The 13,193-nt window shown below is 45.7% G+C and carries 8 protein-coding genes, 12 tRNA genes and 1 rRNA gene; all 21 read right to left on the bottom strand.

All coding sequences use genetic code 11. The annotated features are described in order from the left end of the window. Positions 1-440: 440 nt before the first annotated feature. On the bottom strand, positions 441-2,270 hold the full coding sequence (glmS, locus tag AC58P7_RS32925; protein WP_497350289.1) for a glutamine--fructose-6-phosphate transaminase (isomerizing): 1,830 nt from the start codon (positions 2,268-2,270) through the stop codon (positions 441-443). 456 nt (positions 2,271-2,726) lie between these two features. Continuing rightward, entirely contained in the window at positions 2,727-4,067 is a 1,341-nt protein-coding gene (glmM, locus tag AC58P7_RS32920) for a phosphoglucosamine mutase (RefSeq protein WP_497350288.1), read from the bottom strand. Positions 4,068-4,095: 28 nt separating this feature from the next. Then, on the bottom strand, positions 4,096-5,340 hold the full coding sequence (locus tag AC58P7_RS32915) for a CdaR family protein (protein ID WP_497350287.1): 1,245 nt from the start codon (positions 5,338-5,340) through the stop codon (positions 4,096-4,098). Beyond that, positions 5,333-6,151: a diadenylate cyclase CdaA gene (cdaA, locus tag AC58P7_RS32910; RefSeq protein ID WP_497350286.1), complete on the bottom strand. Its 819-nt coding sequence runs from the start codon at positions 6,149-6,151 to the stop codon at positions 5,333-5,335. Before cdaA ends, AC58P7_RS32915 begins: the two co-directional genes overlap by 8 nt. A gap of 170 nt (positions 6,152-6,321) precedes the next feature. Continuing rightward, entirely contained in the window at positions 6,322-6,927 is a 606-nt protein-coding gene (locus tag AC58P7_RS32905; protein ID WP_497350285.1) for a zf-HC2 domain-containing protein, read from the bottom strand. Between the two features lie 158 nt (positions 6,928-7,085). Next, positions 7,086-7,682, bottom strand: a complete 597-nt coding sequence (gene sigW / locus AC58P7_RS32900) for an RNA polymerase sigma factor SigW (protein ID WP_497350284.1) — start codon at positions 7,680-7,682, stop codon at positions 7,086-7,088. A gap of 74 nt (positions 7,683-7,756) precedes the next feature. After that, entirely contained in the window at positions 7,757-8,626 is an 870-nt protein-coding gene (locus AC58P7_RS32895) for a DMT family transporter (RefSeq protein ID WP_497350283.1), read from the bottom strand. A 122-nt stretch (positions 8,627-8,748) separates the two neighbouring features. Then, positions 8,749-11,535, bottom strand: a complete 2,787-nt coding sequence (gene ppc, locus AC58P7_RS32890; protein ID WP_497350282.1) for a phosphoenolpyruvate carboxylase — start codon at positions 11,533-11,535, stop codon at positions 8,749-8,751. Between the two features lie 465 nt (positions 11,536-12,000). Further along, positions 12,001-12,071 (bottom strand) — tRNA-Gly (locus AC58P7_RS32885). A 20-nt stretch (positions 12,072-12,091) separates the two neighbouring features. Next, positions 12,092-12,165, bottom strand: a tRNA-Pro gene (locus tag AC58P7_RS32880). Positions 12,166-12,191: 26 nt separating this feature from the next. After that, positions 12,192-12,268, bottom strand: a tRNA-Arg gene (locus tag AC58P7_RS32875). 9 nt (positions 12,269-12,277) lie between these two features. After that, positions 12,278-12,352, bottom strand: a tRNA-Gly gene (locus AC58P7_RS32870). Positions 12,353-12,390: 38 nt separating this feature from the next. Then, positions 12,391-12,470 (bottom strand) — tRNA-Leu (locus tag AC58P7_RS32865). A gap of 19 nt (positions 12,471-12,489) precedes the next feature. Next, positions 12,490-12,565, bottom strand: a tRNA-Lys gene (locus AC58P7_RS32860). A gap of 11 nt (positions 12,566-12,576) precedes the next feature. Continuing rightward, positions 12,577-12,651: transfer RNA gene (locus AC58P7_RS32855), tRNA-Gln, on the bottom strand. Positions 12,652-12,661: 10 nt separating this feature from the next. Further along, positions 12,662-12,734 (bottom strand) — tRNA-Thr (locus AC58P7_RS32850). Between the two features lie 12 nt (positions 12,735-12,746). After that, positions 12,747-12,822 (bottom strand) — tRNA-Val (locus AC58P7_RS32845). A 14-nt stretch (positions 12,823-12,836) separates the two neighbouring features. Next, positions 12,837-12,911: transfer RNA gene (locus AC58P7_RS32840), tRNA-Glu, on the bottom strand. Positions 12,912-12,927: 16 nt separating this feature from the next. After that, positions 12,928-13,003, bottom strand: a tRNA-Thr gene (locus AC58P7_RS32835). Between the two features lie 2 nt (positions 13,004-13,005). Beyond that, positions 13,006-13,081, bottom strand: a tRNA-Asn gene (locus AC58P7_RS32830). A gap of 5 nt (positions 13,082-13,086) precedes the next feature. Further along, positions 13,087-13,193 (bottom strand): 5S ribosomal RNA (gene rrf / locus AC58P7_RS32825); the annotation flags it as partial.

Genomic DNA, 13,193 nt, shown 5'->3' with positions numbered 1-13,193 from the left:
TAGCGTAAAACGTAAACGATTTAGACGAGACCCAGAAAAGTACCTAGAAAGCCTGGAAAACCTATGGGACGCACAGTGCGTTTGCTAATCTTGCCGTCGTAGTTTTTTTTTTGTTGTTCTAAAAAAAGTGGATTTTTGCACTTGAAAACAGGAGTATATTTGGTCGCTGTACAGTAGCCTAGCTTGTTAACACGCACCAGTCTAAAACTTTATTTTTCATCAGATATCTGAAAAATTATACTTGGTTCAACTTATTAATTTTTCTTAACTTGCAAATATTTTTTCATAAGTCCTTCATTCTCAAATCCATATTAATAATAAAAGTCCCGATCAATTGGCTTGATCGGGACTAATTAATCTTATACTTAACATCACTGAACAACAATCTTTCAAACAACTTTATTGTTAAACAACAAGCGGTGTTGTCCCATTAGTTAAAATTACTCCACTGTCACGCTCTTCGCCAAATTCCTTGGCTTATCCACATCATTCCCACGCGCCAACGACGCGTAGTAGGACAGCAACTGCAAAGGAATCACAGACAACGCAGGTGTTAACACATCCAATGTTTTCGGAATAATGAACGTGCTGTCTACCGACTTCTGCAGCTCTGTTTCACCTTCCACAGCAATGCCCAGCACATTCGCGCCGCGCGCCTTCACTTCTTTAATGTTGCTCACGGTTTTCTCGAGCAGCTCATGCTGTGTCGCTAACGCGATCACCGGAATATCATCCTCGATCAGCGCAAGTGTGCCGTGCTTCAACTCACCAGCAGCATACGCCTCGGAGTGGATGTATGAGATCTCTTTCAGCTTCAAGGAGCCTTCCAACGCTACCGCATAATCCAACCCTCTGCCGATGAAGAACAGATTATCATGCTTCGCCATCTCTTCCGCTACAACCTTCAACGCTTCCGCTTGCTCTAAAATTTCACTAACCTGCGCAGGAAGCTCCTTAAGAGCTGTAATCACTTCCGCGATTTCCTCAGGCGTTTGCGTGCCTAGCGTTTGTGCTAAGTGCAGACCAAGCAGATAGAACGCGATCAATTGCGACGTGTACGCTTTCGTCGAAGCTACCGCAATTTCCGGTCCTGCCCATGTTGTAATGATATCGTTCGCTTCACGCGCAACGGAGCTACCTACAACATTCGTGATCGCCAGAACGTGTGCTCCGCAACGTTTCGCTTCACGGAGTGCTGCCAACGTATCCGCCGTTTCACCGGATTGGCTCACAACAATAACGAGCGTATCCTTTGTGATAATCGGGGAACGATATCGATATTCAGACGCTACATCCGTTTCCACCGGAATACGCGCCATTTTCTCAATGACATATTTCCCAACCATACCTGCATGGAATGCTGTTCCACAAGCCACGATATGCACACGGCTAATGTTACGAATCGCCTCTGGTGTAATCGTGAGCTCATTCAACGTAACGCTCTTACCATCAGGGGAAATACGACTTCCCATCGTATCGCGATACGCTTTCGGTTGGTCATAGATTTCTTTCAGCATGAAATGATCAAATCCGGCTTTTTCCGCCGTAACAATATCCCAATCGACATGGAACATTTCCCTGGAAATAAAATTCCCCTCTAACGTCATTAATTCGACAGAATCCCGCGTTAATAGCGCCATTTCGCCATCATTTAGAATGAATACATTTCGTGTATACTCTAGAATCGCTGGAATATCTGACCCAATGAAGTTCTCGCCTTCGCCAATACCAATAATAAGCGGGCTAGCTTGACGCACAGCAACGAGACGGTCCGGTTCGAACTCTGTCAAAACACCAAGAGCAAACGCACCTGTCATGTGCTTCACGGCTTTCTGAACGGCTTTGAGGATATCTCCCTCATACAGACTCGCGATCAGATGCGAAATAACCTCTGTATCCGTTTCCGATACGAAAACATGGCCCTTCGCGATCAGCTCTTCTTTCAGCGTAATATAATTCTCAATAATGCCGTTATGCACAACGGAGAATTTCAGAGAATTATCGGTGTGAGGATGTGAATTCACGTCCGAAGGCTTACCGTGTGTCGCCCAACGAGTATGCCCGATGCCAACGCTTCCGTTCAAAGGCGTTTCACCCAGCTTCGATTCCAAGTTCGCAATACGGCCCTTGGCCTTCTTAATTTGCAAACCATCCGCCGTATACACCGCTACCCCAGCAGAATCATAGCCTCTATACTCTAGCTTTTTAAGGCCTTCCAATAAAATCTCCTGAGAATTACGCTTTCCAATATAACCAACAATACCGCACATAGTTACAACCTCCAAATTTTTATAAGCCTCTTCTACAAGGGCTGTTTGTCAAGGATCTTAATCAATTACTAAACATAATGAAATAAACTATCTATACGGGCGTTCTTTACGTGTACATGTCAAATAAATCGTTAATAGATGTTGGATACTTGTCTGCCCGGTCGCCCGAACGATTTTGCTCTCCAACTTAACGGCACTCCTCGTGCCGGAAGGTCCCCGCCGAATGTTTCGAACACCTTCACCTCGTCAACTCACCGCGTAGTAGTAGCAAATCGCCTACATTTCCGTCCCGCTTGTGAGTTCTGGCGCTATTTGTTGCGAATAACCTCTGCCCTGCCTTTCCTTCTTGAGTAACTTCATCATATGCATTTTAACGCGGCAATGCAACTTGTTTTTGGCATGCCGGATCCCCCATCTCACCTTTTTCTAGCAAAATGGGGGACTAGCAACCTATGATTATACCAATTGCGCTTGAATAACCTTCGCAATGTCGTGCACATATGCTTCAACTTGCTCTTTATCTGGGCCTTCGGCCATAACACGAATCAAAGACTCTGTCCCCGATGGACGAACCAACACACGGCCGTTATCGCCGAGCTCATCTTCCACCTTACGGATTGCTTCTTCAATTACAGCGTTATCCTTCAACTTGCTTTTATCAGCCACACGGATGTTAACGAGCAGTTGCGGGAATTTACGCATTATGCCCTTCAAATCGCTCAGCTTGCGCCCAGATTCAACTAGCGTATTCACCAATTGCAAAGCCGTTAGAATACCGTCGCCAGTCGAGATGTAGTCTAGGAAAATCACATGACCAGACTGCTCCCCGCCTAGGTTGTAGCCGCCTTTACGCATCTCTTCCATCACGTAGCGATCTCCTACAGCCGTTTGCAGTGCCTTCAAGCCCGCTTTTTCAATCCCTTTGAAAAAGCCAATATTCGCCATCACCGTCGTCACAATGGTGCCGTGGTTTAGCTTCCCTTTGCGATTCAGCGCATCGCCAAGAATGCTCAAGATGAAGTCGCCGTCGACTTCATCGCCCTTCTCATCGATCGCGATCAGACGATCCGCGTCGCCGTCAAAAGCAAGCCCGATGGCTGCGCCATGCTTAAGCACCTCGTCGCGAAGCTTCTCCGGGTGCGTGGAGCCGCAATCATCGTTGATGTTGCGCCCATTCGGCTCTGCGCCGATGGTGATCACTTCCGCTCCTAGCTCGCGGAAGATCAATGGAGCCAGCTCATAGGCAGAACCATGAGCACAGTCCAGAACAACCTTCACACCGGTGAAGGACACGGACACCGTCTCCTTCAAGAACGCCAGATAAGCATGCTTCGCATCTGGCTGATCCGAAACCGTTCCAATCTCGCCGCCTACAGGGCGAGGCAGTTCATCCACAGCTGCATCCAGCAGCTGCTCAATCTCAAGCTCCGTCTCATCCAATAGCTTGAAGCCGTCGCCACCAAAAAACTTAATCCCGTTATCCTCAACCGGATTATGTGAAGCGGAGATCATGACGCCCGCGTCAGCGCCTAGCTTTTTCGTCAAATAAGCAACCGCTGGCGTGCTCACCACACCGATACGAATCACTTCAACACCAATTGATAACAAACCTGCTACTAGGGATGCTTCTAGCATTGGCCCTGAAATTCGTGTATCTCTCCCGATCACGACTTTCGGATGCTTTGCCTGTCTTGTTAACACATACCCGCCGCAGCGTCCTACCTTATAAGCTAATTCTGGTGTAAGCTCGCCATTTGCGACACCGCGCACACCATCCGTACCGAAATATTTCCCCATTTTTATTCTCCTCTTTCTCTATGACCCATTATGGATTTGTTGCTTTTACATTTTTCTCGCTGATTTCAACGATCGCTTTTACTTCTTGTGGTATGCCCAGCTTCACGAAAGTTGGCATATTCAAGGTAACACTCAGTTCATGCTTGCCTGGCGGTAAATTACTAACATCTAGTATCGCTTGAATGTCCCCAACTTTCAATTGATCAATAATGGCAGGAGCACCTTCTACCGTTATATTCAAGGTAGCGGACCCTGGCTGCGTGACTTTGGTTGTATAATTCTCATTTTGACCAATGATCGTAATCGGTACATTCTCTACAGCTTTCGTAATCGAAGGCACAACCTCGACGTGAACGGTAACCTTCGCAGGATCTAATTGAGTTACTTTATTCCTCAGAGGAATGTCCAGTGCAAAATCTTTCGTTTCCTTCAGATCCTGCAGACTAAGCTGCGGCCCTTGATAGAACTCCAGGCGGTCTACGACATCCTGTGCTCCGTATACCGTCACCTTATCAGGCGTCTGTGTGACCATCGAGATCGCGAAGCCTTTAGGCGGCTCACCGCTTATTTTCAGCTGCAACGGTATGGTTTGGAACGGACTCGTAATTGGCACCTCGACATCGACAACCGAAGGATTTATGTTCAGTGTGACTTCTTTGCCTTCCTTATCAAAAGCCTGCAGTCTGACCTGCTTCGTCACAGCCGATTGCGCTTTATCCACAGATACTTCGCCGCGGACATTCTCAATCTGATCGAGTTTACTTGTTTGTGCCGTAATATACACTTTACCTGGCTTGACAATAGGTTGTCCCGCTTTAAGACCTGCTGCAGGCGTTCCTTTGACATTAATGACCACAGGTACTTCTTTCATCTGCAGTTCCTCAATAACGACGTGTACCGTTCTAGGAACGATCTCTACATCTACATCCGAGGGAATCCCCACCGGTGTAAGCGTTAGCTGATGGTCACCTTTGCCCACTTGTGTCAAATCCAACTGTATTTGATAGGAATTGCTTGCCGTTACTTTTTTAACGGAAGATTCCTTCCCCTTCAGTATTACTTGTACATTCGAAGGAGACATCGATGAGATGTAATAATGCGTTTCATCATACTTCGTCGTGATCGAGACATTATTGATTGTTTCCTCACGCTCGCGCAGGGGGGAGTTCCCGGAAATATTCGTCTCTTCCATATGCACGACAACCCATAGCAAAATCCCAATCACAAGGGCAACAATCCGTACAACATTCGTATTACGTAACCATTTATCCATTCGAACGGCCCCTCCATTTCAAGAAAGGGTTCTTCTCATTTGTTTTTGCTTTGGGCTTCAGCTCTTCAAAAAGCTTAGATATCAACGATTCCTCTTTAATATCTCGCACGATATGCCCATTCATCGTTAATGAAATTTGGCCCGTCTCCTCAGAAACAATGACACACATGGCATCGGATACCTCACTCATCCCAATCGCCGCGCGATGCCGAGTCCCTAACTCCTTCGAAATGAAAGGATTTTCAGATAAGGGCAGATAGCAACCAGCCGCCATCAGCTGACCTTGCCGAATGATGACCGCACCATCATGAAGAGGGGTATTCGGGATAAAAATATTAATTAACAGCTCTCCGCTGATTTTGCTCTCTATCGCAATACCGGATTCGACATAGTCTGTAAGTCCCGTCTCTTTCTCAAAAACAATTAAGGCACCAATCTTCCGTTTGGCCAAATAATTCGCAGCCCGAATCACTTCGCTGATTCGTTTGTTTACATCTTGATCTTCTTCTGATGAAGATCTGGTGCTGAATAGCTTTCCTCGACCTAATTGTTCCAGGGCTCGTCTTAGCTCAGGCTGAAAAATAATAATAACCCCGAGCACCCCGAACGTAAATGTTTGATTCATCATCCACTGGAGTGTACTTAACTGAAACCAAATACTAATGACCCATGTAATGACAACTACGAGGATACCCTTCATCAATTGAATGGCCCTTGTCCCGCGCACCAATAGGATCAATTTATAAATCACATAGCTAACGATCAGTATATCGACGATATCCTTAGCCGAGATGCTCGTGAGCAAATCCATTTTGTATTCTCCCCCAGGCGACTAAACAAAGTTCTCTCTATATAAGAATCATAACATAAACCCAGGTATACTTCTATTTATCTAGACGCACCACACGAGAATTGGTTCATTTTTCCTATGTTAAAACAAAAAAAAGCCCCCAATAGTCTTAGCTATAGGGGGACGTTTCGTTATGGTGTGATTTTACCTACGAACTCACCTAATTTGTACCAGACCCAGCTCAATGCTTCATCGACTTGTTTGACTTCTCCAGAAATATGTGCCGTTGAGGCTAGGTTAACCGAACCATCGATCACGACGACATTCCCCGTAACATCGCCCTCAACCTTCAGTTCCCCGCGTTTGACAACAAGATCACCATTCACCGTATGCCCTTGAGGAACAATCACGGTATCTCCTTGAATGACGACTTCCTGTAGGTTACTTCCCTGCACCATGAGATTCTTATCGTCGTCCCACATCGACACGAAACTTCCGAACATAACCGTTCCGAAAACAACAGCAACCGATACAGCAGGATGTCTGCGAATCCAATCCGTCCATGTACTCTTCTTTTTCATCGGTGGTAATCCACTCATAATTTGTGCAGTTAGCGTATCAGGTACTGAGATAGAGGGCAGCATTCTAACCAAAGCATCCGTTTTCTCTAATTGTTTGAACGTGTTATGACATGCCTGACAGGCTATCAAATGCTCTTTCAGCTGAAGAGATTCAGACTTTGGTAAATCACCATCGAGATATTCATGTATGAGCGGGAGGGCTTCTTTGCAATTCATGATACAGCCACCCCTTTCTTTAAATAGTAGAGTTTATGTTTACTCCATAAATAGGCTATATTTCTCGATAAACGCACTCGTCCTTAGCGAACGGTGTAGCCGTTTATTTCGGACTTTTCATATTCTGATATACCATACGTTTCGACTTCAAATACGTTTCAGATTCGAACAGAATTTGTGCTAACAACTTGTTCCTCTTGCTCCAGCCTTTTTCGTAAGTACTCCCGACCCCTGTGTACACGCGTTTTGATCGTCGTTACGGGCATGTCGAGTACATCGCTTATTTCTTGTAGAGACATATCGTGTAGATACCTGAGAATAACGACAGACTTATATTTTTCAGGCAGCGTCTCAATCGCTCTGTGAATTTGTGCTTGTGTCTCTGATACAATCAGTTGTTTCTCCGGTGTGTCATCGTCACTAGGCAGCATCGCATAGTAATCATTGCCCTCACCATCTGTCATTTCGGCATCAAGCGAGTACGTTTGCTTTCTTCGACGCAGCTTATCGATGCATAAGTTTGTCCCAATCCGAAAAATCCACGTAGAAAATTTCTGATTCTCATCATAGCGATGCAAATTCGTATACACGCGCAAGAACGTTTCCTGCACGGCATCTTCGGCTTCTTGCTTGTTATTCAGCATGCGGTAAGCCAAATGAAAGATCTTATCCTTATAGAGCTCTACGAGCTCCGCAAAAGCATTTCGATCCCCATTTCTGGCCAGCTTAGCCAGTCGTGCTTCAACAAAGTTCAATTGGTTTTCCTCCGGCTTCTCGACAATTCAACTACCATTTATTAAAAATCCCTCTTCTAATATATACGCAGAAATTACGATTTGTTTTCAGAAATTATAATTCCTCCAAGAATTAGGGCCATTCCTCCCCATTGTAACCCGCTGATCGGCTCTCCGATAAGCAGATACGCAGCGAGAATAGCCACAGGAAGCTCCACAGATCCAAGCAATGCAGCGAGTGTACTACCGATCCTAGGTATTCCAATGTTAAATGAGACGGTGGGTAAAGCTTGCCCTAAGAAGCCTAACAGCAGTCCCCACAACTTCAGCATACCACCATTTTCGTGAATGAACACCGTCGGCGGATACAACACATACATAACTGGCATCGCGGCCGTCAGCATAATCGCAGAATTCATGAGCGGAGGCAGTGAACTTACCACTTGTCCCGTGAAGAATAGAAAAATACTATAGGTTAACGCTGATATAAGTCCATATAGTATGCCCATTATGCTGAGCTCTCCCCAGTTTGTATCAAACACATTCACAGCAAGTATCGTCCCTGCCAAAATGAGTGCAATCGCAAGCCCTTCCATTCGTTTAGGCAATCTACGTTTCACAATACAATCCATGGCAATCGTCATCCACGTAAATTGAAAGAGAAGAATAATACATAGAGAGGCATCGAGCTCTTGCAACGCAATATTGTAAAAGACCGTCGTTAACGATAATCCAAAAATACCAATCAACCCAAGCTTAATCCATGGACCTTTGAATGGATTCACCCATGATTTTTTGTGAAAAAGAATCAGGCCCCATACGAATAACGTTCCCATCGTCATTTGAGCTGGTGTAATCTGTCCGTCTGTGAAGCCCTGATCGTACGCCATTTTAATAAATGAGGAGAGCAAGCCGTAGCTTGAAGCTCCAATAAGAACAAGGACTATTGCCAACCATCGCCCCATGCTGCCGCGAACCTCCTGTCTTTGGGCAAAACCCGTAATCACAGGAAAAGCCGAGCTGCCCGCATTCCTGCAAGGCCCCCGACTTTATCATCCTGTTGCTTTTCTTATGTTGTCGTAAAGGATCAGCCCGTATTCCGAAGACCCGCGGCAATCCCATTGATAGTAAGTAGTACTTCACGAAGTAGAATCGCATCATCTTCATTGTTTTCTCTTAGTGCACGAAGCTCAGTAAGCAGTTCAACCTGCATATAGCTTAGCGGATCCACATAAGGATTACGCAATTTGATGGATTCTTGAATGACAGGGACATTATCCAGAATCTCTTGCTGACCTGTAATTTGCAAAATAATCGAGGACGTCAACTCATACTCGTCTTTGATCAGATTGAAAATACGCTCTGCAATCGCCGATTCTTTCACCAAGCTTCCGTATTCCTTCGCAATCAGAAGATCTGCTTTCGCTAACGCCATTTGTAGATTATCAATCATGGTGCGGAAGAACGACCAGTCCTCATACATCTCTTTGAGAACCGCTAGGTTGCTTTCATTGCCTTGAGCGAAGCTTTGCAAGCCTGTACCCGCCGCATACCATGCTGGCAGCAAGTATCTCGTTTGCGTCCAGGAGAATACCCATGGAATCGCACGCAAATCTTCGAATTTATCGCTATTCTTACGCTTGGATGGACGGGAACCGATATTCAGCTCACCAATCTCCGGAAGCGGTGTGGATTCTTTGAAGAATGTTAAGAAGTCTTCGTCTCTGAAAATAAGATCTTGATACTTCGTTTGCGCTTGCTCCGAAATGCCGCGCATAATATTCTCCCACTTCTCTTCTAGTGGGTGTCTTTGCGGGGAACGGGACAGCTTTGATGCTGTGATCAACGCAAATGTCGCCTGCTCCAAGCTACGGTAAGCAATCCCTTGTAGGGAATAACGGGAAGATAGAACTTCACCTTGCTCTGTGATTTTAATGCCGCCGCCAAGCGTTTCAACCGGTTGTGCTAGAATGCTACGGTTCAGTGGCATACCACCGCGACCCAATGCACCACCACGGCCATGGAAGAACTTCAACTTCACGCCGAATTTCTTCGCAGCTTCTGTGATATCTTGAAGAGCCATACGCAGCTCCCAGTTCGCTGTAATCACACCGCCGTCTTTATTACTGTCCGAGTAGCCTAGCATGATCTCGTGCAGCTGTGTTTCAGGATCAAGGCTTGCTCGGTAAGCAGGAATGGCTAACAACGTGCTCATAATACCTGGTGCCGCATGCAGGTCGTCAATCGTTTCAAAAAGCGGAACAGACTGAACCGTACTTGTTACCGTACCGTCGCTCTCTCTGCGGTATAGTCCTGCCTCTTTGGCAAATACCACTACCTCCAGAAGGTCACTTGCGCCTTGTGTCATCGAGATCAGGTAACTGTTAATACAGTTGCGTCCGAATTCTTTCTGTGCTTTACCTACTGTACGATACACGTCTAAGCATTCCTTCGTACCATCCGTATAATCCAAATACGTTGACGTGATCGGACGTGGATCATTCAGCACATTCGTAAGTAATGAAATTTTCTCATCTTCCGAAAGCTTGCTGTAATCAGGTGTAATACCCATTTTCGACAAAATTTCTGTCATTGCATTTTCATGCTCTTTACTGTGCTGTCTGATGTCCAGAGCAGCTAAATGGAAGCCGAATAGCTCAACTTGACGAATCAACTTCTTAATATATTTATCTGCAACATAATCTGCAAAATGCGTACGCAAACTAGCGTCCATGATTTGCAAATCTTGAATGAACTCTTCAGGGCTATTGTACTTCTGTGTAGCAGGTACATTCGCATTACCCGTATTATGAACCTTCTCGATCATATAAGTCGTTTTGATTCGATAAGGCTCTTTCTCATTGCGCCAAACATCCTGTACATTTCCCATTGCTTCACGATCACTTTGGATAGAATCGATCAGAGCGTCGCTCACATTCACAATGTTCTTGCTAAAGCTCATATGCTCAAGGGATTCTTTCAGTATTTCCTCATACTTCTGCAAAGCCAATTGACGGTGCAAACCAAGTGTTTCCCATGTCACATTCGCTCTAACAGATGGGTTTCCATCACGGTCTCCGCCGATCCAAGATCCAAATTTCAAGAAGGATGGCACATGCCATTTGTCTTCTGGGTAGTATTTATTTAAACAACGCTCTAGCTCATGATAAACCTCTGGGAGTACATCGAATAGCGTCTCGTCAAAATAATATAACCCGTTACGCACTTCGTCGATAACCGTCGGTTTACGATCACGCAGTTCGTCGGTTTGCCACAAATTAAGCACTTCACCTAGCAGCTTCTCGCGCAATTGCTCGCGTTCACGGTAGGTTAGGTTAGGGTTGTCCAGCTTCATCATATCTTCAGAAATACGCAGGTTAATATCAAGTACTGCACGACGCATAGCTTCAGTTGGATGTGCCGTCATAACGAGTTCCAAAGAGATCGCTTTAAGAATTTCTTGCACTTCTGCATAAGGAATATGCGTATTCTTCAGCTCTTGTACAATGCTCTCAATCGAACCTGGTTGTACAGATTCACCAGAAGAGCGCTCATAGTCACGCTTACGACGAATACGATGGTTTTGTTCAGCGATATTTACTAATTGGAAGTATATAGCGAAAGCTCGTATCACTTGATGGCGAATTTCCGGATCTAGTGAAGATATCGTTTTCTTAAATTCATCATAGATCTCAATGACATAGTGTGCTCTTAACGACTTGCTCATTTCACGAATTCTTTCAACGACATCCAGCAGATCATTTCCGCCTTGATGTACAAGAACTTCGCCTAGTATGTGCCCAAGAAACCGAATATCTCTACGCAGCAGGTTATTCGTACTTTGTTTTTGTAGGACGATCTCACTCTCTACCATTACTCTCCACCCCATCTATTCACTATGATGCATTAATGCTTCTCTCTGCAAAAGCTAGTCGCTATAAAAACTCATTTCAGAATATTTTACCACAATCTGACCGCAACACATAGTATTAAAATAAAAAAACCGTACGTTTTCGGGTGGTAATTAATGTATTGATAAGATTTTATCAGTAATGTTGGAAGCTTTTCCTTCTTTTAAAACACTTCGCTTTTACATCTCAAACTGTCTTCAACGCGATACATAAAAGAAAAAGCCACCCGAAGGTGGCTCTTTCTTTTAAGCGGGCGGCGGGAATACTCCAACTACTTGATTGGTATTGCTTCCTACGGAAGCAGCTAGCGGTATATTTGGACGCTCGTCCTATGTGGGGAGAATCATAGATGTTTGTACGGACGGTCGAACCCTTGGTTCAATTCCCTAGACAAAAGAAAAAACCACCCGGAGGTGGTTCTTTCTTTAAGCGGGCGGCGGGAATCGAACCCGCGCGATCAGCTTGGAAGGCTGAAGTTCTACCATTAAACTACGCCCGCATAGTTTAGAAAAATGATGATCGGGACGACACGATTTGAACATGCGACCCCCTGCTCCCAAAGCAGGTGCTCTACCAAGCTGAGCTACGTCCCGATACGTTTATAACCTATAATGAAGAATGGCGCGCCCTGAGAGATTCGAACTCCCGACCTTTTGATTCGTAGTCAAATACTCTATCCAGCTGAGCTAAGGGCGCATATTAATTTGGAGCGGAAGACGGGGATCGAACCCGCGACCCTCGCCTTGGCAAGGCGATGCTCTACCGCTGAGCCACTTCCGCAGGGTACCTCAGATGTATAAATACACTTGAGGATTTAATGCGCGTAGAGGGACTTGAACCCCCACGGTCACCCGCTAGATCCTAAGTCTAGTGCGTCTGCCAATTCCGCCATACGCGCACATTATAAATAAGGCAAATGGTGAGTCATGTAGGATTCGAACCTACGACACCCTGATTAAAAGTCAGGTGCTCTACCAACTGAGCTAATGACTCATATAAGAAAATGGCTGGGGATCAAGGATTTGAACCTTGGCATGACGGAGTCAAAGTCCGTTGCCTTACCGCTTGGCTAATCCCCAATAGAAAACATGCCGTCGAGAGGACTTGAACCCCCAACCTACTGATTACAAGTCAGTTGCTCTACCAGTTGAGCTACAACGGCGTATGAAGTTAATGGTGGAGGCTGACGGGATCGAACCGCCGACCCTCTGCTTGTAAGGCAGATGCTCTCCCAGCTGAGCTAAGCCTCCATGGGATTAAATAATGGTGACCCGTAGGGGACTCGAACCCCTGTTACCTCCGTGAAAGGGAGGTGTCTTAACCACTTGACCAACGGGCCTTACAAAAAGAATTACTGGAGCTTCCAACCGGAATCGAACCGGTGACCTCATCCTTACCATGGATGCACTCTACCGACTGAGCTATGGAAGCAATGGCTCCCCGAACAGGACTCGAACCTGTGACAACTCGATTAACAGTCGAGTGCTCTACCAACTGAGCTATCAGGGAATACTGCTTGGCAACGTTCTACTCTCCCAGAACCCTGCGGTTCAAGTACCATCGACGCTGGAGGGCTTAACGGTCGTGTTCGAGATGGGAACGCGTGGGTCCCCTCCGCCAT

Source organism: Paenibacillus sp. J22FR5, assembly GCF_059691975.1.
Note: the sequence above shows the minus strand (reverse complement) of the source record. Positions and strands in the feature narration are given on the sequence as shown.